We start from the raw sequence: 25481 nt of genomic DNA on the forward strand, positions 1-25481 counted from the left end.
AACTGCACCCACAGCCTACGGATCTCGACCGCCATTTTAGCGGTCTGGTGACTGGGGGCCAACCGCAACACCTTGTTTTGCCCATCGCCAATTCTGGAATTTTAGCGGTCTGGTGACTGGGGGCCAACCGCAACGCAAATGCAGCGCAGGCTATGGCTGCCGTTATTTTAGCGGTCTGGTGACTGGGGGCCAACCGCAACAATTTTAACGAGCGCGGTTACAATGCGATAATTTTAGCGGTCTGGTGACTGGGGGCCAACCGCAACATATCGCCGGGCGCTGGAACAGGCGAGATTATTTTAGCGGTCTGGTGACTGGGGGCCAACCGCAACACCTTGTTTTGCCCATCGCCAATTCTGGAAATTTTAGCGGTCTGGTGACTGGGGGCCAACCGCAACTTAGACGGATTGATCGTATTGGTGGGATACATTTTAGCGGTCTGGTGACTGGGGGCCAACCGCAACGCGCCGGCCGTCGGGCCCGTCACGACCTTGATTTTAGCGGTCTGGTGACTGGGGGCCAACCGCAACAGGTCGCCGGCGGTGGAGTTACCGAAGAGAATTTTAGCGGTCTGGTGACTGGGGGCCAACCGCAACAGGTCGCCGGCGGTGGAGTTACCGAAGAGAATTTTAGCGGTCTGGTGACTGGGGGCCAACCGCAACGCACTGGACCGGACCGATGCCATCGGCAAAATTTTAGCGGTCTGGTGACTGGGGGCCAACCGCAACCGCATGATCCACATGATCCGCCAGCTGTCGATTTTAGCGGTCTGGTGACTGGGGGCCAACCGCAACGGCGCCGGTCTGGACGACAAGGCGGCGCGAATTTTAGCGGTCTGGTGACTGGGGGCCAACCGCAACTGGTTTCAGAGGATCATAGAGGCCCGCGAAATTTTAGCGGTCTGGTGACTGGGGGCCAACCGCAACACTGACAACCCCACGGCCGCCATGGAGGGGATTTTAGCGGTCTGGTGACTGGGGGCCAACCGCAACGCCTCGACCGCAATGGTGTGGGAGACGAAAATTTTAGCGGTCTGGTGACTGGGGGCCAACCGCAACCAGCCGACGTAGCAGCCGGACCAGGCCGTCATTTTAGCGGTCTGGTGACTGGGGGCCAACCGCAACGGACAAGTGGATACCCGAGGCGTGGCTTTCATTTTAGCGGTCTGGTGACTGGGGGCCAACCGCAACTATCAGGCCGCCAATTTCCTCTATCTCGGCATTTTAGCGGTCTGGTGACTGGGGGCCAACCTTCGCGGGTCGCTCGATCAACTGGAGAGCAGATTGCTTAGGGGTTTCTGACGTTGGTTCTCTTGCGAATGAGGCTGGATCAGCCTATTCGGAGGTTGAAACGCGTGACACGGTGTAATTCTCCCGGCCGTAGCACGAGCGAGTATCGCTCGGAGCGCGATGTGGGGTTCGTGGGAGGCCCCACCGTGTTTCACCTCTTCGCCGGGAGGCGAAACCGGCCCTCTTTCCCAGGGCGCCATTGCGTCCATCGCCGTCGGCGGTCTAGATTGCGGCCGACGCGGGATGAGGGATGGTATGGGCGATCGGCTCTACTTCGAGGATTTCGAGGTCGGCGGTTGCGCCGTCCATGGCGAGAAGACGGTGTCAGAGGCGGAGATCATCGCCTTCGCCCGGGAATTCGACCCGCAGCCCATCCATGTCGATCCGGCCGCCGCCGCCCTGTCGCCGTTCGGCGGGCTGATCGCCTCCGGCGTCCATTCCTGTTCCATGATGATGCGCCTGATGTGCGACGGCTACATGCTGCGCTCGGCCTCGCGCGGGTCGCCCGGGATCGACGAGGTGCGCTACCTGCTGCCGGTCCGGCCGGGCGACGTGCTGCGGGTGCGCATGACCGTCGTCGACCGCCGTCGCTCCGCCTCGCGGCCCGAGATGGGCATCGTGCAGGCGCGCCACGAATTGCTGAACCAGAAGGACGAAGTGGTGCTGGAGATGACCAGCAAGGTCATGATGGGCTGCCGCGTGCCGGAGGCCGGCGCATGACCGCGGCCCCGCATGTCGAGAGCCCGTCGCCGCGCGACTGGCTGGAGGATTTCGTGCCCGGCACGCGCGAGCGCCTCGGCACCATCAGCTTCACGGCGGGGGAGATCGTGGCCTTCGCCCGCCAGTTCGATCCCCAGGCGTTCCACATCGACGCGGAGGCCGCCAAGGCCTCGCCCTTCGGCGGGCTGGTGGCGTCGGGCTGGCATACGCTCGCCAAGATCATGCGCCTCGTCTCCGGCCGTTCGGTCGCGGGCGGCGGGCGCGGTTTCATCGCATCGCCCGGGTTCGAGGATCTGCGCTGGATCAAGCCGAGCCGGCCGGGCGACGTCTTCGAAGTCTTCGCCGAGGTGATCTCGGTGACGCCTTCGGCCAGCAAGCCCGATCGCGGCCTGATCGTGCAGCGCTTCGAGGCGATCGACGCCGAGGGTGCGACGGTGTGCAGCCTGACGGGCAAGGTTTTCTTCAAGCGGCGTGGGGATCGGGCATGAGCGGCGGTTGGATCGAACTCGAGGCGAGCGACGGGCACCGCTTCCAGGCCTGGCACGTGGCGCCCGAAGGGGAACGCCGCGCCACCCTCGTCATCGCCATGGAGATCTTCGGGGTGAACGGCCATATCAGGGCCGTCGCAGAGGGTTTCGCCGAGGCCGGCTTCGAGGTTCTGGCGCCGCAGCTCTACGACCGGGCGGAACGGGGCATCGACCTGCCCTATGACGCCGAAGGGATCGCCAGGGGACGCGAACTGGCGATGAAGATCGGCATGGACGGCCCCATGCTGGATGTCGCCGCCTGCGTCGCCCATCTGCGGCGCGACGATACCGAGAAGAAGCCGGTCGGCATCGTCGGCTATTGCTATGGCGGCGCCGTCGCATGGGCAGCGGCGGACCGGGTCGCCGGGCTCGGCTGCGCCGTCGGCTATTACGGCACGGCGATCCTGCAGTTCATGGGCGCGGAACCGAAATGTCCCACCATGCTGCATTTCGGCGCGAAGGACGCCAGCATCCCCCTCGACAAGGTGGAACAGCTGGCGGGGCGCCATCCGGAAGTGGCGATCCACGTCTATGACGCCGACCACGGCTTCAATTCCGACCGCCGCGCGAATTACGACGAAGCTGCCGCGTCCCTCGCCCGCGAACGCACCCTCGACTTCCTGTTCGCCCATCTGACCTGAAACCGGGGTCGTGTCGGTCCCAGAGCCCCCGGGATTCCTAGAGTACCCGGCCGGCGACGGCATCGAGCATGGCGACCAGTTGCGGGTCGCGGGCTTCGGGGGCGGTGATCAGGGCATTGTCGAGGGCATGATCGCAGCCCTTCGGGCAGAGCGCCGGGCGGCCGGCCGCAAGAAGGGGGGCGATGGCCCGGACCAGGTCGCGCGCGGCCGCGGCGTTCCGCTGCAGGACGGCGATGATGGCCGAAACCTCGACCGCGCCATGGTCGGCGTGCCAGCAGTCGTAATCGGTGACCATGGCGACGGTGGCGTAGCAGAGCTCGGCCTCTCGCGCCAATTTGGCCTCGGGCATGTTGGTCATGCCGATCACGTCGCAGCCCCATTGGCGGTACAGCTCGGATTCCGCCTTGCTGGAGAATTGCGGGCCTTCCATGGCGAGATAGGTGCCGCCCCGGTGGAGCGCGATGCCCGCCCCCTGCCCCGCCACCTCGATCACGTCGCCGAGACGGCCGCAGACCGGCTCCGCCATCGAGACATGGGCGACCAGGCCGTCGCCGAAGAAACTCTTGGTCCGGGCGAAGGTGCGGTCGATGAACTGGTCGACGATGACGAAGGTGCCGGGCGACAGGCCTTCGCGGAACGAACCGCAGGCGGAGAGCGAGATCACGTCGGTCACGCCGATGCGCTTCAGGGCATCGATGTTGGCGCGATAGTTGATGCCGCTGGGGCTGAGCCGGTGGCCCTTGTCGTGACGCGGCAGGAAGGCGATGGGTAAGCCGCCCAGCTCGCCCGTGACGATCTCGCCCGAGGGCGCGCCGAAGGGCGACGCCACCTGGATCGACTTCCGCCCGGTCAGGCCGTCGAGATCGTAGAGACCGCTGCCGCCGATCACCCCCAGCATCGCCATGTCGTCACCCTCTCCTGTCCGTGCGGTACCAATGAAAACGGGGGGACCCGTCGGATCCCCCCGTGATCATGTCGCCGATGGACGGCGTCGATCAATGGCCGTGGACCGCCTTCCGCACCTTCCGGTAGGTCAGGAAGGAGAAGATGGTCAGGATGGCCAGGAAGCCCATGACCTTCACACCGGCGCGCTTGCGCTCCTCCATCTTGGGCTCGGCGGCCCACATCAGGAAGGTGGAGACGTCATGCGCCATCTGGTGCACGGTCGCCGGGGTTTCGTCGGCGTAGGTCACCTGATCGTCGCTGATCGGCTTCGGCATGCCGATGACATTGCCCGGGAAGGCGGCGTTGTAATACTTGCCTTCCGGCACCGTGAAGCCGGCCGGCGCCTCGTGGTAACCCACCAGGACCGAATAGATGTAGTCCGGCCCGCCCTCACGCGCCTTGGCCAGCAGCGACAGGTCCGGCGGCAGGGCGCCGCCATTGGCCGCCTTGGCCGCGTTGTCGTTCGGGAACGGCGAATGGAAGTGGTCGGACGGCTTGGCCGGCACCATTTCCTCGTCACCGGCGTCGTCGATCTGCGCCACCTCGTACTGGGCCGCCAGCGCCTTCACTTCGGCTTCGGAGAAGCCGATGTCCTGAAGATTGCGGTAGGCCAGATACTTCATCGAATGGCAGGAAGCGCAGACCTCCTTGTAGACCTGATAGCCGCGCTGGAGCGAAGCCCGGTCGAAGGTGCCGAAGGCGCCCGCGAAGCTCCATTCCTGGGCCTCGATATGGCCACCTTCGGAAGCGACGGCGATACCGGTGCCGAGGCCGAGACCGAGCAGCGCCGCGGCGCCGATCTTGAGAGCACGCATCTTCATGGTTCCTCTCCCCTCCCTCAGGCCTTGGCGCCGTCGCCGAGGACCGCCTTGGCGATCGAGTCCGGCACGGGCAATGGCTTCTCGTACCAGGAGATCAGCGGCACGATGATCAGGAAGTGGGCGAAGTAGTAGATCGAGGCGATACGACCGATCAGGATCCAGTCGCCTTCCGCCGGCTTGGCACCGACCACGCCGAGGATCACGGCGTCGATCAGGAACAGCCAGAAGGCCTGCTTGTAGATCGGCCGGAACTTCGCCGAACGGACCTTCGAGAAGTCGAGATACGGCATGAAGAACAGGATCAGGATCGCGCCGCCCATGGCGATGACGCCGCCGAGCTTGTCCGGCACCGCGCGCAGGATCGCGTAGAACGGCAGGAAGTACCATTCGGGCACGATGTGCGGCGGGGTCACCAGCGGGTTCGCCTCGATGTAATTGTCCGGGTGGCCCAGGTAGTTCGGGCTGAAGAAGACGAAGAAGGCGAAGACCATCAGGAAGACACAGAGACCGAAGGCATCCTTCGCCGTGTAATACGGGTGGAAGGGCACCGTATCCTGCGGCCCCTTGATCTCGATGCCGAGGGGGTTGCTCGACTTCGTGGTGTGCAGCGCCCAGAGGTGCAGGAAGACGACGGCGCAGATCACGAAGGGCAGCAGGTAGTGCAGCGAGAAGAAGCGGTTCAGGGTCGCGTTGTCGACCGAGAAGCCACCCCACAGCCAGGTCACGATGTCGGGACCGACCAGCGGCAGGGCGCCGAACAGATTGGTGATCACGGTGGCGCCCCAGAAGGACATCTGGCCCCAGGGCAGCACATAGCCCATGAAGCCGGTCGCCATCATCAGGACGAAGATCACGATGCCGAGCCACCACAGCAGTTCGCGGGGCGCCTTGTAGGAGCCGTAATAGAGGCCGCGCATGATGTGGATATAGACGACGACGAAGAACATCGAGGCGCCGTTGGCATGGGCATAGCGCAGCAGCCAGCCGTAGTTCACGTCGCGCATGATGTGCTCGACCGACGAGAAGGCCAGCGTGACATGCGGCGTGTAGTGCATGACCAGGACGATGCCGGTCACGATCTGGGCGACCAGCATGAAGCCGGCCAGCGAACCGAAGTTCCACCAGTAGTTGAGGTTGCGCGGCGCCGGATAGGACACCAGCGCGCCGTCGACCGTCGAGATGATCGGCAGGCGCGCCTCGATCCACTTGACGACCTTGCTGTTGGTCTGGAACGGGGTCGAAGAGCTCATGGGGTGCCTCAGCCGATCTTGATCTTGGTATCGGACAGGAACTGATATTCGGGGACCGCCAGGTTCAGCGGCGCGGGACCCTTGCGGATACGGCCCGAGCTGTCGTAGTGCGAACCGTGGCAGGGGCAAAACCAGCCGTCATAGTCGCCCTGCTGGCCGAGCGGGATGCAGCCGAGGTGGGTGCAGACGCCGACCATGACCAGCCATTCGGCCTTGCCCGGCTTCACGCGGTCGGCGTCGGGCTGCGGATCCTTCAGTTCCGACATGGGAACCTCTTCCGCTTCCTCGATTTCCTTGGGCGTGCGGTGCCGGACGAAGACGGGCTTGCCCCGCCACTTCACGGTCATGCTCTGACCCACGGCCAGTTTTGAAAGATCGACCTCCGTCGACGACAGTGCGAGCACGTTCGCCGCGGGGTTCATCTGGTCGATCAGCGGCCATACGGTGGCACCGACCGCGACCGCGCCGAGACCGACAGTCGCGACATAGAGAAAGTCGCGCCGGGTGGCCTGACCCGATCCATGTGCGTCATGGCCGGCTGTGCTGGACGTCGCCATCTAAAGACCCTCTGACATAGGAGAAATCCGCCCTCTTAGTGGCATCCAAAATCTTGATTGTCCAGCACCCCTCGTCTTGTGACACGATGCCGCAGCCCCTTTGCGCCAGCGCAATGACACCCCAAATCTGGCCGCCGCAACACCTTGGGCCGCGCCCCTCGAGGCGCCCGCCGCCGGGAAGCCCATGCGCCTAGCCCTCTATTGCCCCGACATTCCGCAGAACGCCGGCACCATCATCCGCCTCGGTGCCTGCATGGGGGTTCCGGTCGACGTCATCGAACCCTGCGGCTTCACCTTCTCGGATTCGTCCCTGCGGCGTGCCGGCATGGACTATCTCGCGCGCGCCGCGATTCGCCGCCACGACGATTTCACCGCCTTCGAGAGGTTTCGCGGCGGGAACGGCGGGCGCCTGATCGCCCTGACCACGGCGGGCGAGACACGGCCCGACCGTTTCGCCTTCCGGCCCGACGACACCCTGATCCTGGGGCGCGAGAGCGCGGGCCTGCCGGACGAGGTCCATGCCCTGGCGGACGCGCGGCTGCGCCTGCCCATGGTGGCCGGCGCGCGCAGCTTGAATGTCGCGGTCGCAGCGGCCATGGTCCTGCACGAAGCCCTGCGACAGACCCGTCTCCTGCCCGAAGATCCGAGTTCATGAGCACCGAAGACCTGAAACACCGTGCCGCCACCTGGTTTGAGAGCCTGCGCGACCGGATCTGCGCCGCCTTCGAGGCGCTGGAGGACGATTATGCCGGGCCGGAAGCGCCCTGCCCCGCCGGCCGCTTCGAACGCAAGGCCTGGGACCGCCCGGGCGGCGGCGGCGGCGTGATGTCGGTGATGCACGGCCGCGTGTTCGAGAAGGTCGGCGTCAACATCTCGACGGTCGACGGCACTTTCAGCGCCGATTTCGCCAAGAACATCAGGGGTGCCGCCGAGGATGGCCGCTTCTGGGCCAGCGGCATCAGCCTGGTCGCCCATCCGCGCTCGCCCCTGGTGCCGGCGGCCCATATGAACACGCGGCGGATCGAAACCACCCTCGGCTGGTTCGGCGGCGGCGGCGACCTGACCCCGACCTTCCCGGTCGAGGAAGACACGGCGGATTTCCATGCCGCCTTCAAGGCGGCCTGCGACCGTTTCGATCCGGCCTATTACCCGCGCTTCAAGGCATGGTGCGACGACTATTTCTTCCTGCCCCACCGGGGCGAGGCGCGGGGCGTGGGCGGCATCTTCTACGACAGTCTCGACAGCGGCGACGCGGAAGCGGATTTCGCCTTCACCCGGGCCGTCGGCGAAGCCTTCCTCGAAGTCTATCCGAGGATCGTCGCCCGGCGCATGAATGACGCCTGGACGCCCGAACAGCGTCACGCCCAATTGGTGAAGCGCGGGCGCTACGTCGAATTCAACCTGCTCTACGACCGGGGCACCACCTTCGGCCTGAAGACCGGCGGCAATACCGAGGCAATCCTCATGTCCCTGCCCCCTGAAGTCGCCTGGCCCTGAGATCAAAGGGCCGCCAGCGCCGCCGCCATCGTCTCCAGGAAGAGGTCCGCGTGAGCCTCGGTGAAGACCAGGGGCGGGCGGATCTTCAGGGTGTGGCCTTCGGGGCCGGTGGCGCTGATCAGCACCCCCCTCTCCCGCAGATCGTCGACCAGGCGCGCGGCTTCGGCCCGGGCCGGACGACCGTCGCGCATGATGTCGGCGCCGACGAAGAGGCCGGCACCCCGCACCTCGCCGAGAGTGTCGCAGCGGCTGGCGAGGTCGCGCAGCCCCGCCGCCAGATAGGCGCCGACGCGACGGGCGTTGCCGGCCAGATCGTCGCGCTTCACGATGTTCAGCACGGCATCGGCCGCCGCGACCGAGACCGGATTGCCGCCGAAGGTGTTGAAATAGCGGATGTCGCGGCCGAAATCGGCCACCACCTCGGGCCGCATGACGACGCCGGCGACGGGATGGCCGTTGCCCATGGGCTTGCCCAGGGTGACCAGATCCGGCACCACGCCATGGCGCGCGAAGCCCCAGAGCGCCTCGCCCGTGCGCCCGAAGCCGGGCTGCACCTCGTCCGCGATGAAGAGGCCGCCGGCGGCCCGGACGGCATCGACCGCGGGGGCCAGGAACCCCGCCTCGCCCGGCACCACGCCGTCCGACGAGAAGATCGTGTCGACCAGCAGGGCGGCGGGCTTCGTGCCGGTTTCCGCCATCCGCGCCAGGGCCGCCCGGACCCCGGCCGCGAAGCCGTCGCCCGTGCCCGTCGGGGCCGGTACCAGATGGACGTGGGGACCCCGCTCGATCGCGGGGCCGAGGGACGGCGAGAGTTCCGCCAGGGCGGCGGTGACGCCGTGATAGGCGTGCGCCGTGACGATCACCCCCGTGCCGCCGGTGAACCGCCGCGCGATGCGAAGCGCGAGGTCGTTCGCCTCGCTCCCCGTGCAGGTCATCATCAGATGGCCGATGGCGGCCGGGAATTCCGCCAGCAGGCGTTCGGCATAATCGAGGATGCCGTCGTGCAGATAGCGTGTATGGGTGTTGAGAACGGCGGCCTGACGGCTCGTCGCGTCCACCACTTCGGGATGACAGTGGCCCAGGCTGGCGACATTGTTGTAGACGTCGAGGTAACGCCGGCCGTCCGCATCGAACAGCCATACCCCCTCGCCCCGCACGATGTGCAGGGGATGGCCGTAGAACAGGCGGTAGGCCGGCCCGAGCAGGCGGCGCCGGCGCTCGATCATCGCATCCTCGGTCATGATGCCTCTTCCATCGCGGCGACCAATCCGTCGCGTGCCGCCGCCGGCGACAGGAGCGCCAGCCGCTCCAGCCCGCGCAGGGCACCCGGATAATTGCGCAGTATATAGTCGCGATTGTCCGGCTCCCGCGCCGCGCGCCATTGCCCGATGGTGACGGTCAGGGTGAGACGCGCCGCGATCAGCACCGGCAAGACCTCCATCTCCTCGGGCCGAAGCGGCATGATCTCGGAAAAGCCGGCCAGGAAGGCCCCCGCCCTGGCGAAGGGATCGTCGCCACCGTCGAGCTGATAGGCAAGCGCGGTGCCCACATCGCCGATCAAGGCGCCGAACAAGGCGTCGCCGACGTCGATGATGCCGGCGACCTCGGCCGCCCGCCCCGGCACCGTCAGCACATTGTGGGGGTTCAGGTCGTTGTGGATGACCTGCGCGCGCAGGCCGTCGCGGCGGGGCACCACCAGATCCTCGAAGCGATCCAGCACCCTGTGAACAAGCCCGCGCGCGTCCGGATCGGGAATATGGTCCGTCAGGGGCCGCACCCGTTCGAGACGGCCGGCATCCCAGAGCAATTCGCGGCGGGCGGCCGGATGCCCGAAATCGGCGAGTGCCCGGTCCAGCCGGCCGAGGGTCCGGCCGATGGCGCGGGCCTGGGCCGGCGACGGCGGTGCCCGGTGAAGCGGCTCTCCTTCCAGATAGGTCAGGACACGGACTGTCGCGGTTACGCCGTCCAGGTCGAGGCGAAGGGTGAAGGCGCCGTTCTTGGCCGGCACCATGCGCGACAGGGGCAGGTCGGGATCCGCCGCCTCGACATGGCGCAGCAGCGCGACCTGGAGGTCGGTGACCGCCGCGTCCTCCGCCGGATTGGCGATCTTCAGGATATGGGCCCCGCCGTCCTCGGCGCGCAGCAGGAGATTGCGGTCCCGCTCCCCCGGCAGGGGCGAGAGCGCGCCGCGAAGGCCGTAATGGCGTTCGAGGAGCGCGGCCGCCGCGGCTTCGCTCAGGGTCGGCGCCGGTGTGGTCAGGACGTCGTCTGTCCCGCTCATGGCGGCGGCATCAGGCTTTCATAGCGCGCGTCGGTCAGGGTCCGCATGAAGGCGACCAGGGCATCGACGCGCTTGTCGTCCAGGGCCGGGCCGGTTTCCAATTCCTTCAGGGAGAGATTGTCCGCGACTTCAGGCGCGCCCCAGGCTTCGCCCGTCTCAGGGTCGATCTGCCGGCGCGGTGCCTTGCTGTTGTACTTGTTGTAGAACAGCACCACCGTCCGCAGGTCCTTGAACACGCCATTATGCATATAGGGGCCGGTGACCGCGACATTGCGCAGGCTCGGCACCTTGAAACGGCCGAGCGCCGCCGCCTTGTCCTCGACAGCCGGATTGTCGGCGAGGCCGTGATCCGCGATGGCCTTGCCATGGGCGGCTTCGAGGGCGGGATTGGCGGGCACGCCGATATTGTGGAACTCGTAGTTGCTGAACGTCTCCTCCGGCGTGCCGGCTTGGGCGTTCAACTGGTGGCACAGGTTGCAGTTGGTGAACTGCTGGGAGAAGAACAGGACGCGGCCCAATTCCTCCTGATCCGTCAGCTTCACCTCGCCCCGCAGATAGCGGTCGTATTTCGAATCGAAGGGGCTGAATTCGGGGGTGCGCTCGAAGGCGGCGATCGCCTCGGTCATGGCGCGATAGCCGCGCGCCGGATCATCGAGGATGTCCGCACCGAAAATCGCCTCGAAGCGGGTGACGTAATCCGCCTTCTCGCGGAGGCGGGCGACCACGGCCGCTTCGTCGGGCATGGCCATTTCGACCGGATTCAGGGGCGGCCCGCCCGCCTGATCGGCCAGGGTGGCGGCACGGCCGTCGAGGAATTGACCGCCGACGAATTTGCCTTCCGCCGTCTCGTGGAACGCCGGCGCGAAGGCTGCATAGGCAGCCGTCGGTGCGTTCCGCGTGCCGATCGACGCGCCGTCGTCGCCGAGCGAGACGGTATTGCCGAGATCGCCGGTCGCGCGCGGATCGGTGAAGGCGAAATCGGGCATGTGGCAGGAGGCACAGGCCTGGGTCCGGTTCATCGACAGATCGGTGTCGACGAAAAGATCGGCGCCGAGTGCGACCAATGCCGCGTCATCCCGGGACACATCCGGCGCGGCACCCCGCGCCATCGGCAACAGCGCCGACGTCGCGGCCAGGACGGCGGCGCCGGCAAAGACGAAGAATTTGCGATCCATTCTCATAAGTACCAGTTGACGCCCATTTTCACCGGGCCGCAATGCGACCGAATGGACGCCGCGACACGATCCCCTTCACCAAAATCGCGACCCGGCGTTGCGCGTGGCACCGATCGGGACCACATAGGACCGACGAAAGGGCCGAGGGGCATGGCGAAAGACATCAGCAAACCCATCAAGACCGGCTGGACCGACATCGTCCTCGTCTGCGGCAAATGCCAGCGCAAGATGAAGGGCGGATTCGGCCCGAACGGCAAGCAGGATCTCGACAAGGCATTGTCCCGCGCCCTCCGCCCCGAACGCAAGACGGAGCCCACGGTGGGCATCGTGGAAACCCGTTGCCTCGACGTCTGTCCCCGGGGCGGCGTCACCGTCGCCTGTTCCCGCGATCCCGGCACCATGACGGTCGTGATGGCCGGCACGCCCGTGGAACGGGTGATCGAACGTCTCGGCCTGCAAGCGCCGCTCGCCGCCACCGGAAGCTGACACCATGACTCTCGCCGATTTCATCCTGCGGCCGATCGGCTTCTTCTACCTCGTCACGGCCTTTCTCACCATTCGCGCCATCGTCGTCGGCGGCTTCCTGGACCGGGCCCTGGCGGCGATGAATGCCGGCGGGCCGACCCGGGCCGGCCGCCTGCGGCAATGGTGGCTGGTGGTCGCAACCGTGCTCATCGCCATCGGCGGGGCCGCCCTGATGCTGCTGTGGGAAGGTGCGATAGTGCTCTTCCTGATCAATGCCGCGGCCCAGGCGTTCTACCTGTTCGTCGCGGCGCCGCGCTGGTTCGATCCCGGCGATCCGCCCAACCCGCTGGGCCGGGTGGCCAGCCAGCGCGCCCTGGTCATCTATCTTGCGTCCACCCTGCTCGTCCTCACCGCCGGTCTCCAGGGGGAACTCCTGCCCTTCTCCGCTCTCACCCCCTTCGGCCTGACGGTGACGGCGCTCATGCTCGTCTTCGGGCTGCAGCGTCCGATCCGCCAGCATCTGGCCGCCGTCTCGGTGGCGCCCGTCGAAACCGTCGTGACGCCCAGCGGTCCGGCCGATCCCGGTCTCGGCGACGAGATCCCGCCGCCGCCCCTGCCCGCCCGCATCGTGCTCACGCCGTCCTTCACCGGCAGCGGCGTGCGCGACGACGAGAGCGGCGAGGACGTGCCCCTGCATGTGCTCCAGGCTCATCTGCCCTTCGACCTGTGCCAGCGGATCGACGATTGGGTGTTCCAGTTCACCGAGGTCGCCGACCGCGACGACCCGCGCCGCTGCAGCGTGAAGAACGACGTCGCCTGGGACCGCATGGTTTCGGAGGGCGAGGCGATCTTCGGCCAGATGGTCCGCCGGCTGGGCCCCGATCGGGTCCATTTCATGCCGATGCCGAGCCCGGTCGAGCCCGCCGTCGAGATCGGCGACCGGCTGGAACTGGGCGTGCGTCATCTGGCCTGGCCCACGTGGGATCAACTGCCGGACGGCGAAGTCGAGGTGGCGCCCGCCGATCTCGGCCTCTCCTACGGGCTGGTGCAGGACCTCGGTGCCTGGGCCACGGCCTATGACGACGGCGTCGACGCGGAAACCGGCGGCCCGCCGCGCTGGACGCCGGAACGGAAAGCGGCTCACGACAGCGCCGGCGAGATTCTGGCGGCGCGGCTGCGCCGCGAACTGGCGGCGACCGGTCGCGGCAATGTGGAGGTGGTCTTCCGGCCCGCCTGAACGCCTCAGCTTTCCTTGAACGCCGTGTCGCGCACCCGCGTGATCGGGGTCAGGATGTAATCGAGGATGGTGCGCTTGCCGGTCAGGATATCCACCTGGGCGATCATGCCCGGCAGGATCGGCAGCTCGCCCTTGTCGCTGGGCAGGCTGGGGCGCGTGGTGCGGACCTGGGCCAGGTAGAAATGCTCGCCCTTGTCGTCGGTGATGGCGTCGGCGGAAATATGCTCCAGCGTTGCCGGCAGGGCGCCGAAGACGGCGAAGTCATAGGCCGTCAGCTTCACCCGTGCCTCCAGCCCAGGCGCCAGGAAGGCGATGTCTTCCGGCCGGATGCGCGCCTCGATCAGCAAGGTATCGTCCAGCGGCACCACTTCGACCAGGGGCATGCCCGGCTGGGCGACGCCGCCGATGGTATGGACCAGGACGCGGTTGACGATGCCGCCGAGGGGAGAACGGACCTCCGTCCGCTCCACCCGGTCCTCCATGGCCGGCATGGCCTGGGACAGGAGGTCGCGCTGGCGCTTCACCTCGGTCAGGGCCTCCAGCGCCTCGGCCTTGAACTGCAGGCGCGTACCCTCGATCTCGCGTTCGGTCTCGACGATCGACTGCTGGTTCCGCTCGACCCCGAGACGGGCGAGGTCGCGGTCGCCCTGGGCGGCGGTCATGCGCTGCTGGGCGCGCACCAACTCGACGCGCGGCTGCAGGCCGCGTGAAACGAGTGGTTCGATGATGCCCAGTTCCTCCCGCGCCAGCGCCATGGCGCGCTCGGCATTGGCGAGCGCGGTCTCCGATTCCGCCAAGGCCTGACGGCGCTGTTCGAGACGGGAGTCGAGGATCGACAGGCGGGCGTCGAGATCGTTCTTGCGCCCGGCCGACAACGCCTTTTCGGTCGCGACATATTCGGGGGCGTCGCGCAGCAGCGCCGGCTCGAATTCCGGCGCGCGCAATTCCGATTCCGCCTCCAGCCGCGCGTAACGCGCGGAAAGGCCGAGGAATTCCTCCCGTGCCTTGCGGTATTCGGCATCGAAGGCGACACCGTCCATGCGCAGCAGGACGTCCCCCGCCTCCACCCGGTCGCCCTGGCGTACCAGGATGTCCTTGACGATGCCGCCTTCGAGGTTCTGCACCACCTGGATCTGGCGCGACGGGATCACGCGGCCGTCGCTGCGCGTCACCTTGTCCAGTTCGGCGGTCGCCGCCCAGAACACGAAGAACACGAGGAACAGGGCGACGATGGCGACCAGCAGGCTGGCGGAGACGGCCGGCTTGATGTCCTCGGCATTCTGGATCGTGCTCATGCCACGGCCTCCCGCGCCGGACGCGGCGTCTGATTGGCGAGCGCCGCCAGCACCCGGTCGCGCGGGCCCGCCGCCACGACCTTGCCCCGGTCCAGCACGATCACCTTGTCGACCAGTTCCAGCATCGCGGTGCGATGGGTGACCAGCAGCATGGTGCGGCCCTCGACGATGGTCTTCATGCGTTCGATGAATTGGGCTTCGGTGCGGACGTCCATGGCACTGGTCGGTTCGTCCATGACGAAGACGGCCGGCTCGCGCACCAGGGCGCGGGTCAGCGCGATCGCCTGGCGCTGGCCGCCCGAAAGCCCCTCGCCCCGTTCCTCGATCTCGAGGTCGTAGCCCTGGGGCATGCCGCCGATCATGTCGTGCAGGCCGCTCGCCTCCGCCGCCGCGAGCAGGCGGTCGTCGCCGACGCCCTCGACGCCGATGCAGACATTGTCGCGGATCGTGCCCGAGAACAGGCAGACGTCCTGCAGGGCAACGCCCATGGCCTTCCGCATCAGGTCGGGATCGAGCTGGCGCACCTCGGTGCCGTCGATGGTGACCGTGCCGTCCTCCGGCGCATGCAGGCCGAGGACGAGGCGCGCCACCGTGCTCTTGCCCGAGCCGACACGGCCGAGCAGCGCCACCCGCTCACCCGGCTCGATCCGGAAGGAGACGTCGTCGAGAGCGCGGTAGGGCTTGCCCGGGTAGCGGAAGATGACGTTGCGGAATTCGATGGCGCCGTCGAAGCTGGTCTTCGCGAGGCCGGTCGGTGCCGCCTCGGTCGGCGCGCCCATGATCTCGGTCAGGGTCTTGTAGGCGGCGGCGGCGTGATGGGCCCGCGCCAGCACATTGGCAAGCTGCGCCAGCGGCGCCAGCGCCCGGCCCGAGAGGATCGAACAGGCGATCAGCGCGCCCATGGAAAGCTCGCCGTCGCGGATCAGGAAGACGCCATAGGTGACGACGCCGACCTGCACCGCCTGCTGGGCGAAGCCGGCGGCATTGACCGCGAGCTGCGACCAGAAGCGCGATTGCTGGCCGATCTCCGCGCCATGGGCGACGCCGTCGCGCCAGCGCGCCGCCATGGCATCGCCGGCGCCGACCGCCTTCACCGTCTCCATCCCAGCCAGGGTCTCGACCAGCACCGCCTGCTTGGTCCGGGCGCTCTTGAGGCCGAGGCGCGAGAGCCGCGACAGGGCGGGCTGGGAGGCGAGCGCGGCCAGAAGCACGAGGGGCAGCGCCAGGGCCGGCACCAGCACCAGCCAGCCACCGACCATCCAGATCACGAAGAGGAACAGGAGGATGAACGGCAGATCGACGATGGCGACCAGGGTCGCCGAGGTGAAGAAATCGCGCAGCGTCTCGAATTCGCGCATGGTCGAGGCGAATGCGCCGCTGGCACCGCGCCGGGCCGCGAGCGGCATGCGCAGGACCTGATCGAACACGCGCTCGCCGATGTCGAGATCCGCGCGGCGGCTGGCGATGTCGATGAAATAGGCCCGGATCAGCTTGATCACCATGTCGAAGGCGACGACGATGCACATGCCGATGGCGAGCGCGGCCAGGCTCTCCATCGCATTGTTGGGGATGACCCGGTCATAGACCGTCATCGAGAACAGCGAGGTCGAAAGAGCGAAGACATTGGTCACGGCGGCGGCCAGCACCACCTGGGCATAGATCCAGCGGCTGCGCCAGAACGCGCCCCAGAACCAATGCTCGCGCCAGGGCTTGTCCCTTGCTTCGGTCGTCTCGGTCATGGTGTCACCTCCAGGCCGAAATAGGATGCGAGGCCGCCCGAGGCCTCGAGCAGGCGGAAGCGCGAGATTTCTCGGTTCACCATGACCTCGACCCAGGCGATGGCGGCGCCATGGGCATCGACTTCGGCATTCAGGACGTTGAGAAGATTGCCGCCCACCGCCTCGAAGCGTTCGCGGGTGGCGACGCGGGAGGCGGCGGTGGCGGCAAGGGCGCCGTCGGCGGCCCGCGTCTCCGCCTCCATCAGTTGGAGCGCGTCGAAGGCGGCGCCGGTACGCCGTTCGATCGTGCGCATCGCCGTCATCTCGTCGAAGCGGGCCTTCCGCAATTGGGCGGCCGCCCTGCCCTCGCGCGCGTCCGACAGGCCGCCGTCATAGAGCTTCAGCGAACCGACGAGGCGCATGGAGACGCCGTCCACCGGATCGCTGGCCATATCGTAGCGCGCACCGTCGACCTCGAAGCGAAGGCCCGGCATCCGTTCCGCCTCGATCGCGGAAAGGCCCAGGCTGCCGGCCCGCACCTTCTCGCGCGCGGCGGCCATGGCGGGATGAACGGCGATCGCGGTCGACAATGCGTCTTCCCGGGTCGCCGGAACGACCGGGCGAAAATCGGGCCAGGGCAGCATCTCCGGCGCGTTCTCGCCGAAGAGTTCGCGGTAGCGGTTGCGGGCGTCGGACAGGCGCCGGCGCAGCGAGACATGATGGGTCTCGGCATTGGCGCGTTCGGCCCGGACTTCGGCAAGATCGCCGAGATCGCCGCCGCCACCCTCGCGCCGTGCATCGACCATGTCCTCGAGCTGCGCCAGATTGGCCAGATGCTCCTCGCCGAGGCGCACCAGCATGGTGAAGGCCAGCACTTCGTAATAGCTGGAGATGGCATCCACCGCGAGGGCGGAACCGGTCGATTCCTGGGTCAGCCGGCCGGCTGCCTGCTCCGCCTCGCCCTGGGCGATGCGATCGAAGGTGGCGCCGGCGTCGAAGATGAGTTGGCGCGCGCGGACATAGACGTCCGCGTCCGTCTCGAACCCCTTGTCGCGGCTGGTCCCCGACAGATCGCTTCGCGTGTTCGAGAATTGGGTGGCGCTGCCGGTCAGGCCGAGGTCGATCTGCGGGAACAGGCCGGCCCGCGCCTCGTCGACCGCGAAGCCCGCGATCTCGGCCTCGGCCGCGCTGCTGCTCCATTGCGGGTGGGAGACCACGGCATCATGGACCAGGGCGACGAAGCGATCGGCACCGAGGCGGGCGCGGGCGCCGAAACGGTCCCGCACCTCGATGCGATCGACGATGCCGAGGTCGTCCTCCACCAGGGCGATGTCGTCGAGAATGGCGTCGCCGGGTTCGAGCACGGGCGCCGATGTCGCCGGCGGCACGGCCCCCATCAGGCCGGGCTCATCATCGCCGGCTTGCGGTTCCGCGACTTCCGGCGACACGGCGGAATCCGGTGCCGGGCTTTCGAGCCCGGCTTCCATGGCCCATTCGGCCGGTGCTTCCCATCCCTCGGGCAAGGTCTCGCAGCCAGCGAGCAGAAGGAACCCGCCGATCAGGGAAAGTCTGGCCCGCGCCGGCAACGGCCGGCACCTTCGGGATGGGGACGTCATGCGGCCGCGGGTGCGGACAGCAATTCGTCCAGGCCGGCATGCCACTCGACCCCGGCCTCCAGCACGAAATCACTCGCGCCGAGACTATCGGCATCGACGCCGACCAGAACGATTTCGGCGTCGACCGGATCGCTGCCCACCGGCACGAGCGCACCAAGGTCGATCACCGCGTCGCCATCGACATTGCTTGTGTTGCTCAGAATGTCGTCGATGGTGAGCGGTGTGCCGATGGTCTCGAAGATCGACAGGTCGATCTTGTCTTCCCCCGGAGCGAAATCGACGATCGAAAGGGCGATGTCCAGGCCGCTGTCGGTATCGCCCGGCGCCAGGACGAAATAGTCGTTGCCGGAACCACCGCGCATCACCATGTCGCTGCCCAATTCGCCGGTCGCGACCAGGATGTCGTCGCCGCTGCCGCCGTCGAGTGCGTCGTTGCCACCGAACGAAATGAGACGATCGTCATCGCCGGCACCGATCAGAAGATCGTCGCCTGCGCCCGAAATCAGAAGGTTGCGGGCATCATCGCCGATCAGGACGTCGTCACCCGGTCCATCCGTGATCAGCGCGCTGCCGACGTCGACCAGGACGACCCCGGTGAATGCATTGCCCTCGGCGTCCTCGCCCGAATATTCGAACATGGTGATGCCCGAGAAGCCGGCTGCCGGCGTGACGGTGACCGTGCCGGTCGCGGCATCGAAGACGACGGACAGATCGCCGGCGCGGACGGGATCGACCGAGACCCCGGTCAGGGTCAGGGCGTCACCGTCCAGGCTGACGTCATTGGCGAGCAGATCGGCGCCGTCGAAGGCGAGATCGCGGCCGATCTGGGTCTCGAGAAAATCGACCGCCGCGACGACTTCGTCGCCGACCTCGCCCGGCAGCGCGGCTTCGGCCCCGGCCAGCAGGGCGTCGAGGCTGGCACCGTCGTAGCGGCTCTGCAGCTGCGACCACAGCTCTTCGGTCGGATTGGCGGCGAGACTGGCCAGATCGGCGAGCAACAGGGTCTGGCCGATCAGCGAGGCGGCCTGCATGGCGGGATCGAGGGGCGCGCCCATCTGGTCCGCGACGACGCCGTTGACAGCGGCGAGCAGGCTGGCGGCACGATCCGCCAGGGTCGCGTCGAGGCCCGCGAGCAGGCCTTCGACCGTCGCCTTGTCGGTCAGGTCGAGCGCGCCGCCGGCAATGGTATCGGCAAGCCGCGTGGCGGCATCGGTAAAGCTGCCGCCGGTCAGGGCGGCGATGGCGCGCATGGAGATCATGGCCATCTGGCCGGCGCCCAGCACGGCGGCGGCATTCGCATCCCCGCCGAGGAAGCCGGCCTGCGGATCATAGCTCAGGAGATCGATCGACGGATCAAGCCCGAAGGCGGCGGCGACGTCCGCCGCGCTGGCGCCCGCCACGATGAGGGTCGTGAGCGGCGAGATCACGGTGCCGCCGGCCGGCGTCTGGAGGATCACCCCCTCCATCGACACGCCGCTGCCCGTGTCGACACCGCCGGTCGCCGTGCGCGCGAAAGCATCGTTCAGGATGTCGGGCACCTCGAACGCGCCGTCCGCATCCGTCGTCGTGCCCGCCTCGCCCGGGTCCATGACACCATTGCCGTTTCCGTCGACGAAGACATCGGCGCCGGCGACGTAATCCTTCACGACACGGCCGGTGCCGGTCAGCGCATCGTCGGAACTGCAGGCACCGAGCAGAAGGCCGAGGGACGCGATGCCGACACCGGCACCGGTCTTGCCGCGTGGCGCCGGCTTGCGGCGGTCGGCTCGCGCCGTCGCGACCGCCGCCTGGTGCGGCCGGCCGAAGAACAGACCGTCGTCGGTTTCGATCGTGACGAAAGCGTTCATCTACCTGTCCCCTGCTGCCGGACCATGCGGGTTGGCCGCCGGTGGCCCGCTACCTGATAAGTGTCGCCCGTTACGGTCTCTTGGCCGGGCGATGACATTTGGATGAAGGCGCCGAAAGAAGTCCGGGGGGCGTAGCGCGCCCCCCGGTTTCCGTCAGCTTCAGGCGGCCATGGCGGCCGGGTCGATGACGTCCTGGAACGCCATGCCTTCCGGCACCACCAGGGCGGCGAAGTCGAACTGACCGGCGGTCAGGTCGGTGGTCGCCACACCCGCCAGGGTGATGCTGCCGTCGACACCGTTGCCGTCGGCCGTGGTGAAGGCCGAGAGGTCGATCACCGCGTTGCCGTCCATGTCGTCGGCGGTCACCGCCAGGACGTCGGCCAGAGACAGGACCGCGCCGTCGGCGGTGCGCAGACCGCCCAGGTTGATCATGTCCTCGGCGCCGAGGTCGGCGATGATGGCATCGACGTCGAGGCCGAGGTCCGGACCGCCCGCCATGAAGGCGAAAACGTCGGCACCCGAGCCGCCGAGCATGGCGACCGAAGCGCCGTCGATACCGAGAGCGACCAGGATGTCGGCTTCCGAGCCGCCGATCAGGTTGTCGTTGCCCTGATCCGCGACCAGGACGTCGCTGCCGGCACCGCCGAACATGTCGTCGTCGCCGGCATTGCCGACCAGCAGGTCGTTGCCGCGGAGGCCGTCGAGCAGGTCGTCGCCGGCGCCGCCCGCCATCGCGTCGGACTTGGTCCCGCCGGTCAGCGTGTCGTCGCCGGCGTCGAACACCAGCACGCCGTCGACGATCCGCACCGTGGCGTCGGCGAAGCGCAGTTCCTCGGCCTGGACCACGTCCGTGCCGTCCGGACCGACCACCTTGAAGGCGGCCTGTTCGGTGTCGAGGGCGACGTCGCGAGCCGAGAGCAGACGGTTGTAGAGGTCGATGTCGCCGGCCGACATGCGGGTGATGGTGACATCGGTGAAGGCGGCGTCGAAGCTGACCGCGTCCATGCCGGCGTCGCCGATCACGATGTCGTCGTCGCTGCCGCCCGCGAGCACGTCGTCGCGGGTGCCGCCATTGACGACGTCGTCGCCCATGCCGCCATCGTAGTCGTCGATGCCGACGGTACCGGCGATGACGTCGTCACCATTGGTGCCTTCGACCACATGGTCCTCGATGCCGGCGCCGTCCAGTTCGTAGATCGCGGTGGTGCCGCTGATCTCGTTGGCGGCGATCAGCAGCGGCTTGTGGGTCGGGCTGTCCTCGGCCGAGACGACCTGCAGGGTTTCCGGCCCGATCTGGTCGAGCGAGAGGCCGTCGATATAGGTGACGAAGCTGGCATCGGCCGGCGACGTCACGTTGTAGACCATGATGCCGCTGTCGCGTTCCAGGCCGACGAAGGCGTAGATCTGGCCGTCGATGGTGGCGATGGTCACGCCTTCGGGCTCGGGGCCCTTGTTGTCCGAGCGGCCGTCGAATTCGCCGTTATCCGCGTTGAACAGTGCCGGGTGACGCTCGGCGATGATCTTCTCGAACTGATCGCCGCTGTCGAAGACGAGGTTGCCCTCGGCATCGAAGATGGTGAAGGAGCGGGTACCGTAAGTGTAGAGGGCGTCATAGTCGCCGTCGCCGTCGGTGTCGCCATCGATCGACGAGACGTTCAGGCGGCCGATGTTCTCGTCCTCCTGCAGGGCGTCGGCATCCGGGAAGGCATCCGGGTCGAGATCCAGGTCCTTCACGCGCTCGTTCTCGCCGCGGTCGTCGCCCTCGTTCGCCGTGACGAAGTAGGTCTGACCGCCCACGGTGAAGTTGGCGATGGCGTCGGGCATGAACATGCCCAGCACCGGGTGGGTCGCGATGTTGATCGCGTCGTCACGGTCCGAGGCGTCGATGCCGAAGCCGTCGACGCTGTGGTCGATCGTGCCGAGCGGCAGGATGTCCGTGATCTCGTTGGTGGTGAGATCGAGGACCGCCACCGAGTTGGCCTCCTGCAGGGTGACGAAGGCCTTGGAGCCGTCGGCCGAGACCGTGATGTATTCCGGCTCGACGTCGTCGGAGAAGGTTTTGCCCGGGAAGATCCGCACACCCTCGGCGCGGAGATCGTCCTCCATGCCGTCGAAGGCGGTGAAGCCGACCTGGGTGACCACGGCCGCATCGACGCCGCCGCTGATGTCGACCACGGTGACCGAACCCTTCGGATCACCCGCGTCAACCGGCTCGCCCTCGTTGGCCGAGAGGATCTTGGTGCCGTCCGGCGAGAAGGTCACCATGTCCGGCAGGGCGCCGGCCTCGAAGCTGCCGAGGAAGGTGCCGTCGACGTCGAACAGGGCGATCTGGCCGTTGGCGGTGCCGTCCGCGTTCGGCACCGCCGCCGCGACCAGGCCGCCCTTGGTGGCGACCGAGGTCACGCCGCCGAAACCGTCGAGGTGGGAGAGATCCATCTCGCCGATCTTCACCGGGCTTTCCGGATCGCTCAGGTCGAAGACGTCGATCCGCTCCTCGGCGCCGTTGGTGACGAAGAGGCGCATGGTCTCGGTGTCATAGGCGGAAACTTCGGAGCCCGCCTCGCCCGAACCGCTGTCGGCGACGCCGAGCAGGGTGGCGCCGATTTCCTTCGTGCCCACCGGGGCGTCGACGGTGTCGGAGCGCTCGGCGAGGTTCTGGATGCGCGAGTCGAGACCCATCGAGGTGTCTTCGACGTCGAACGGGGTCTCGCTGTAGTTCTCTTCGAGATAGTCGGCGAAGGCCGCCTGCTCGGCCATGGCGACCGGCATGTCGACACGATCGCTGATCAGCTCGGGGAACGGATAGCTGTCGCCGCCGTCGGCCAGGAAGCCGAGGGTGACCATGCGGATTTCCTGGGCCGGATCGGCCACCAGGACACCGTCCTGAACCAGGACCTGGGTCGGGATGCCGTCCTGGTCCACCAAGGCGACCGACTGCACGCGCGAGCCGACCTCGGCGTCCGGATCATAGGAGAAGTGGACGCCCGCGACCTGGGCGAAGCTGCCCGGGGTGGCGCCTTCGGCGACGCCGGCCACCGCATGCTCCAGGATCTGGAACAGGCCCTCGGCGGTCACGGTGACGATCGACAGCGCATTGTTGAAGCGCAGCGAGTTCTCGAGGTCGAGCTGGCTGATGTCGCCCGCTTCCTTGCCCGCCTCCGGATTGGCCGACGGCGGCAGGAATTCCGGATCGCCGGTGCCGATGACCTGGATCTCGCCGATCGGGGCGCGGATGCCGCCGCCGTTCTTCAGCGAGACCTGGACGGTGTCGTCGATTTCACGGGCGGCCGCCAGATTGGCGTCGGCGGTCAGATTGCCGAGATTGGTCTCCTCGGTGCGGACCGCTTCGCGACGGCCTTCGAGGAAGACGTCGGTCTGGCCGTAGATTTCGCCGTCCTTCGCGACGATCAGCTCGTTGACCGCCTCGGTCAGGGTGCCGACCAGATCGCCCTTGGTGCCGTCGGCGAAGGCGGCGTCGGTGTCACCCCAGAGCTCCTCGACCGTCTGCTCGTCGGCGACATAGGCGCCCGAGACGTCCGCGTCGATGCTCTCGGGAATGATCACGCCGTTGTCGTCGAAGGTGACGACCAGGCGACCGACGTAGGAATATTCATTGGCGGTCGAGACGATGGCGACCGGGTCGCCGTCGGCATTGGTGGTCATGAACGGGTAGTCGTCCTGCGCCGTGTCGCCCGGCGCCAGACGGTCGGTGCCGTCGGCCGAGAGGGTGTGGGAGCCGGCGGCGACGATCACGTCGATCCCGCTCATCAGCGGCGCCAGTTCCTTCTCGAGGTTGATGTCCTGCAGGTGGGTCAGCAGGACGATCTTGTCGATGCCCTGGGCGATCAGGTCGTCGACATAGGGCTGCAGCACGGAGGCGAGCTGGGCCATGTCGTTCTCGACGTCGCCGATCACCTCGGTCGCGCCCGGCGACGAGATGTCCTTCAGGATCTGGGTCGTCGCACCGACGACGCCGATCTTCTCGCCGTTTTCTTCGATGATGGTGGCGGGAGCGATCTTCGGGGGCGCCTCGCCGGCCAGCGATTCCGCCGGGCCGCTGGCGAAATCCTCGGCCGGCAGGATCTCGTCGGTGTAGAGCGACGAGAGGTTCGGGTCGTTGGAGAAGTCGAAATTGGCGGACAGATAGGGGAACAGGGTGCCCATCCAGCGATCGTCGCCGAGTTCGGCGCCGCGGTAGTCCTGGCGGATCAGTTCGGCGAGGACGCTGGTGCCCTGGTCGTATTCATGGTTGCCGAGGGCCGAAGCCTGGAAGCCCATGATGTTGAGCATGGCGATGTCGACGCGGCCCAGACCCTCGCGCAGATCGGCGTAGGAGTCGGCGTCGCCGTCGCCGTCGACATCCGCCGGCAGACCGTAGAATTCGTTCATCACCTCGTTCAGGACGCCGCGCAGGGCGCTATCGGCGCCGGCATTGAAGAACGGGCTGGGCAGGATGTTGTCACCGCCCGAAACCGTGATGGAATTCTCGTAGGTGTCTTCGAGCCAGTCGATGATGGCAGCGAAATTGGGCGCGCGCTCGATCGCGGCGAGGCCGGCTTCCTGGTCCGAAGCGTGCAGGATCTGCAACGTATAGGTCATTTGAACTCCACCCCCATAACTTTGGCGTCATGTGGCGGGAAGAGTGCCAAGGTCGTTTGACGGTCTGGTGACGGTTCCGGAACAGTCTCGCTAAATCTGGCCGGGCGCTTTTCCTCAGTCCGCCACCCATCCGCTCTCGTCCGCCTCGAGCCAGCGGACGCTGTCCTCGAGCAGGAAATCGATGGCGTGGACCACCGTGCCCCGCTCGTTCAGGAAGCATAGATTGTAACAGGGTGTCTGCACGCCATAGCCGACCCGAAAGGCATCGCCGGAGAAATCGGGCCAGCACGGGTGATTGGTCGAGCGCGGCGCCGAGAACGGAATCCCGGCGACGGCGCCGCTGAGCGTATAGTGGCAATGGCCGAAGAAGATGTGGCGCAGGACGTCGCGATGCGCGGCGAGCAGCGCCGTCATCTCGCGCTCGTGGACGAGACCGATGGTATCCGCATTGGCGACATGGACCGGCAGGGGATTGTGATGCATGAACAGGAACGCCGCCTGCCCCGCCGCCCGCGCCCCGTCGAGCACATGGCCGAGCCAGGCCCGGCGCCTTTCGCAATAATGTCCGGCATGGCTGCCGGCGGTCACCGTGTCGAGATAGACGAAGAGGCCGGCGGGCGTCTCCTCCGTCCACTGCAGGAAACCGTCGGCGTCCCGCGCCGTCTCTGGAAAGACCGCGGCGAAGGTCTCGCGATCGTCGTGATTGCCGATCAGCAGCCGGGGCGCCTGGTCGCCGGCGAGGCCGCTCGCCTCGATCATCGCGCGCAGCCGGCGGTAGCTTTCCGCATCCCCCTTGTGGGTCAGATCGCCCGTGATGACGACGCGGTCGGCGTCGCCGTGAAAACTCTTCACATGGGCGAGGCAAGCGGCGAAATTCCGAACCGGATCGGCATCGAGGATCGGTCCGTCATGGATATGGACATCGGATATGTGGACGAGCTTCATGGCCGGCCTCCGAATGTGGTCGGCCTCCATGCATAGGAAATTTGCGTTGCAGTCCC

General features: G+C 67.3%; 20 protein-coding genes and 1 CRISPR repeat array (1 of these 21 cut by a window edge). Of the genes, 7 read left to right on the forward strand and 13 right to left on the reverse strand.

Annotated elements, in window-relative coordinates:
• Positions 1 to 1256: direct repeats of the CRISPR family, unit length 36 nt; unit sequence ATTTTAGCGGTCTGGTGACTGGGGGCCAACCGCAAC (it extends 495 nt beyond the left edge of the window).
• A gap of 288 nt (positions 1257 to 1544) precedes the next feature.
• From L2U69_RS03345 to L2U69_RS03355, 3 genes are read left to right on the forward strand one after another with little or no spacing between them, the layout of a single operon-like run.
• The gene (locus L2U69_RS03345) at positions 1545 to 2009 is read left to right on the forward strand and encodes a MaoC family dehydratase (protein WP_236104922.1); all 465 of its coding nucleotides are present in this window, start codon (positions 1545 to 1547) and stop codon (positions 2007 to 2009) included.
• Positions 2006 to 2497, forward strand: coding sequence for a MaoC family dehydratase (locus L2U69_RS03350; RefSeq protein ID WP_236104923.1), 492 nt, complete (start codon positions 2006 to 2008; stop codon positions 2495 to 2497). The genes L2U69_RS03345 and L2U69_RS03350 overlap by 4 nt, the downstream gene beginning before the upstream one ends.
• On the forward strand, positions 2494 to 3177 hold the full coding sequence (locus tag L2U69_RS03355) for a dienelactone hydrolase family protein (protein WP_236104924.1): 684 nt from the start codon (positions 2494 to 2496) through the stop codon (positions 3175 to 3177). Before L2U69_RS03350 ends, L2U69_RS03355 begins: the two co-directional genes overlap by 4 nt.
• A gap of 37 nt (positions 3178 to 3214) precedes the next feature.
• Here the strand turns inward: L2U69_RS03355 and L2U69_RS03360 are convergent, their stop codons facing one another.
• The 4 genes from L2U69_RS03360 to petA all read right to left on the reverse strand — a co-directional run bounded on the left by L2U69_RS03360 (position 3215) and on the right by petA (position 6750).
• Positions 3215 to 4081 (reverse strand): S-methyl-5'-thioadenosine phosphorylase, encoded by an 867-nt coding sequence (locus L2U69_RS03360; protein WP_236104925.1) that lies wholly within the window; start codon positions 4079 to 4081, stop codon positions 3215 to 3217.
• Between the two features lie 91 nt (positions 4082 to 4172).
• Positions 4173 to 4943: a cytochrome c1 gene (locus tag L2U69_RS03365; RefSeq protein WP_329605359.1), complete on the reverse strand. Its 771-nt coding sequence runs from the start codon at positions 4941 to 4943 to the stop codon at positions 4173 to 4175.
• A gap of 17 nt (positions 4944 to 4960) precedes the next feature.
• The gene (locus L2U69_RS03370) at positions 4961 to 6193 is read right to left on the reverse strand and encodes a cytochrome b (protein ID WP_236104926.1); all 1233 of its coding nucleotides are present in this window, start codon (positions 6191 to 6193) and stop codon (positions 4961 to 4963) included.
• An 8-nt stretch (positions 6194 to 6201) separates the two neighbouring features.
• Entirely contained in the window at positions 6202 to 6750 is a 549-nt protein-coding gene (gene petA / locus L2U69_RS03375) for a ubiquinol-cytochrome c reductase iron-sulfur subunit (protein ID WP_236104927.1), read from the reverse strand.
• 184 nt (positions 6751 to 6934) lie between these two features.
• Between petA and L2U69_RS03380 the strand changes: the two genes are divergently transcribed.
• Both L2U69_RS03380 and hemF read left to right on the forward strand, forming a co-directional pair.
• A complete protein-coding gene (locus L2U69_RS03380) occupies positions 6935 to 7405 on the forward strand; it encodes a tRNA (cytidine(34)-2'-O)-methyltransferase (RefSeq protein ID WP_236104928.1) in 471 nt (156 codons plus the stop codon).
• A complete protein-coding gene (hemF, locus tag L2U69_RS03385) occupies positions 7402 to 8247 on the forward strand; it encodes an oxygen-dependent coproporphyrinogen oxidase (protein ID WP_236104929.1) in 846 nt (281 codons plus the stop codon). Before L2U69_RS03380 ends, hemF begins: the two co-directional genes overlap by 4 nt.
• Positions 8248 to 8249: 2 nt before the next feature.
• Here the strand turns inward: hemF and L2U69_RS03390 are convergent, their stop codons facing one another.
• The 3 genes from L2U69_RS03390 to L2U69_RS03400 are packed head-to-tail and all read right to left on the reverse strand — an operon-like array spanning position 8250 to position 11703.
• Positions 8250 to 9488 carry an aspartate aminotransferase family protein gene (locus tag L2U69_RS03390; protein WP_236104932.1) on the reverse strand — a complete coding sequence of 413 codons (1239 nt, stop codon included), beginning with the start codon at positions 9486 to 9488 and terminating at the stop codon, positions 8250 to 8252.
• On the reverse strand, positions 9485 to 10528 hold the full coding sequence (locus tag L2U69_RS03395; RefSeq protein ID WP_236104935.1) for a phosphotransferase: 1044 nt from the start codon (positions 10526 to 10528) through the stop codon (positions 9485 to 9487). The genes L2U69_RS03390 and L2U69_RS03395 overlap by 4 nt, the downstream gene beginning before the upstream one ends.
• Positions 10525 to 11703 carry a cytochrome-c peroxidase gene (locus tag L2U69_RS03400; RefSeq protein WP_236104938.1) on the reverse strand — a complete coding sequence of 393 codons (1179 nt, stop codon included), beginning with the start codon at positions 11701 to 11703 and terminating at the stop codon, positions 10525 to 10527. The genes L2U69_RS03395 and L2U69_RS03400 overlap by 4 nt, the downstream gene beginning before the upstream one ends.
• Before the next feature lie 150 nt (positions 11704 to 11853).
• Here L2U69_RS03400 and L2U69_RS03405 point away from each other — a divergent pair, with 150 nt between their 5' ends.
• Entirely contained in the window at positions 11854 to 12189 is a 336-nt protein-coding gene (locus L2U69_RS03405) for a hypothetical protein (protein ID WP_236104940.1), read from the forward strand.
• 4 nt (positions 12190 to 12193) lie between these two features.
• A complete protein-coding gene (locus L2U69_RS03410; RefSeq protein ID WP_236104941.1) occupies positions 12194 to 13405 on the forward strand; it encodes a hypothetical protein in 1212 nt (403 codons plus the stop codon).
• A 5-nt stretch (positions 13406 to 13410) separates the two neighbouring features.
• Here the strand turns inward: L2U69_RS03410 and L2U69_RS03415 are convergent, their stop codons facing one another.
• The 6 genes from L2U69_RS03415 to L2U69_RS03450 all read right to left on the reverse strand — a co-directional run bounded on the left by L2U69_RS03415 (position 13411) and on the right by L2U69_RS03450 (position 25425).
• Positions 13411 to 14700, reverse strand: a complete 1290-nt coding sequence (locus L2U69_RS03415) for an HlyD family type I secretion periplasmic adaptor subunit (protein WP_236104942.1) — start codon at positions 14698 to 14700, stop codon at positions 13411 to 13413.
• Entirely contained in the window at positions 14697 to 16439 is a 1743-nt protein-coding gene (locus tag L2U69_RS03420; protein ID WP_236104944.1) for a type I secretion system permease/ATPase, read from the reverse strand. Before L2U69_RS03420 ends, L2U69_RS03415 begins: the two co-directional genes overlap by 4 nt.
• On the reverse strand, positions 16436 to 17905 hold the full coding sequence (locus L2U69_RS03425; protein WP_236104946.1) for a TolC family protein: 1470 nt from the start codon (positions 17903 to 17905) through the stop codon (positions 16436 to 16438). Before L2U69_RS03425 ends, L2U69_RS03420 begins: the two co-directional genes overlap by 4 nt.
• Before the next feature lie 125 nt (positions 17906 to 18030).
• Entirely contained in the window at positions 18031 to 19881 is a 1851-nt protein-coding gene (locus L2U69_RS19115) for a cadherin-like domain-containing protein (protein WP_268967208.1), read from the reverse strand.
• A gap of 159 nt (positions 19882 to 20040) precedes the next feature.
• Positions 20041 to 24480 carry a choice-of-anchor I family protein gene (locus L2U69_RS19120; protein ID WP_268967209.1) on the reverse strand — a complete coding sequence of 1480 codons (4440 nt, stop codon included), beginning with the start codon at positions 24478 to 24480 and terminating at the stop codon, positions 20041 to 20043.
• A gap of 114 nt (positions 24481 to 24594) precedes the next feature.
• Entirely contained in the window at positions 24595 to 25425 is an 831-nt protein-coding gene (locus L2U69_RS03450) for a metallophosphoesterase (protein ID WP_236104948.1), read from the reverse strand.
• Between the last annotated feature and the right edge of the window lie 56 nt (positions 25426 to 25481).

Origin of the sequence: Zavarzinia marina, assembly GCF_021568905.1 — a bacterium.
Lineage (GTDB): Bacteria > Pseudomonadota > Alphaproteobacteria > Zavarziniales > Zavarziniaceae > Zavarzinia > Zavarzinia marina.

Excerpts from the sequence above, each read along its gene's own strand:
- L2U69_RS03345 (WP_236104922.1), top strand. The coding sequence starts at position 1,545 with ATGGGCGATCGGCTCTACTTCGAGGATTTCGAGGTCGGCGGTTGCGCC.
- L2U69_RS03350 (WP_236104923.1), top strand. The coding sequence starts at position 2,006 with ATGACCGCGGCCCCGCATGTCGAGAGCCCGTCGCCGCGCGACTGGCTG.
- L2U69_RS03355 (WP_236104924.1), top strand. The coding sequence starts at position 2,494 with ATGAGCGGCGGTTGGATCGAACTCGAGGCGAGCGACGGGCACCGCTTC.
- L2U69_RS03360 (WP_236104925.1), bottom strand. The coding sequence starts at position 4,081 with ATGGCGATGCTGGGGGTGATCGGCGGCAGCGGTCTCTACGATCTCGAC.
- L2U69_RS03365 (WP_329605359.1), bottom strand. The coding sequence starts at position 4,943 with ATGAAGATGCGTGCTCTCAAGATCGGCGCCGCGGCGCTGCTCGGTCTC.
- L2U69_RS03370 (WP_236104926.1), bottom strand. The coding sequence starts at position 6,193 with ATGAGCTCTTCGACCCCGTTCCAGACCAACAGCAAGGTCGTCAAGTGG.
- petA (WP_236104927.1), bottom strand. The coding sequence starts at position 6,750 with ATGGCGACGTCCAGCACAGCCGGCCATGACGCACATGGATCGGGTCAG.
- L2U69_RS03380 (WP_236104928.1), top strand. The coding sequence starts at position 6,935 with ATGCGCCTAGCCCTCTATTGCCCCGACATTCCGCAGAACGCCGGCACC.
- hemF (WP_236104929.1), top strand. The coding sequence starts at position 7,402 with ATGAGCACCGAAGACCTGAAACACCGTGCCGCCACCTGGTTTGAGAGC.
- L2U69_RS03390 (WP_236104932.1), bottom strand. The coding sequence starts at position 9,488 with ATGACCGAGGATGCGATGATCGAGCGCCGGCGCCGCCTGCTCGGGCCG.
- L2U69_RS03395 (WP_236104935.1), bottom strand. The coding sequence starts at position 10,528 with ATGAGCGGGACAGACGACGTCCTGACCACACCGGCGCCGACCCTGAGC.
- L2U69_RS03400 (WP_236104938.1), bottom strand. The coding sequence starts at position 11,703 with ATGGATCGCAAATTCTTCGTCTTTGCCGGCGCCGCCGTCCTGGCCGCG.
- L2U69_RS03405 (WP_236104940.1), top strand. The coding sequence starts at position 11,854 with ATGGCGAAAGACATCAGCAAACCCATCAAGACCGGCTGGACCGACATC.
- L2U69_RS03410 (WP_236104941.1), top strand. The coding sequence starts at position 12,194 with ATGACTCTCGCCGATTTCATCCTGCGGCCGATCGGCTTCTTCTACCTC.
- L2U69_RS03415 (WP_236104942.1), bottom strand. The coding sequence starts at position 14,700 with ATGAGCACGATCCAGAATGCCGAGGACATCAAGCCGGCCGTCTCCGCC.
- L2U69_RS03420 (WP_236104944.1), bottom strand. The coding sequence starts at position 16,439 with ATGACCGAGACGACCGAAGCAAGGGACAAGCCCTGGCGCGAGCATTGG.
- L2U69_RS03425 (WP_236104946.1), bottom strand. The coding sequence starts at position 17,905 with ATGGAAGCCGGGCTCGAAAGCCCGGCACCGGATTCCGCCGTGTCGCCG.
- L2U69_RS19115 (WP_268967208.1), bottom strand. The coding sequence starts at position 19,881 with ATGAACGCTTTCGTCACGATCGAAACCGACGACGGTCTGTTCTTCGGC.
- L2U69_RS19120 (WP_268967209.1), bottom strand. The coding sequence starts at position 24,480 with ATGACCTATACGTTGCAGATCCTGCACGCTTCGGACCAGGAAGCCGGC.
- L2U69_RS03450 (WP_236104948.1), bottom strand. The coding sequence starts at position 25,425 with ATGAAGCTCGTCCACATATCCGATGTCCATATCCATGACGGACCGATC.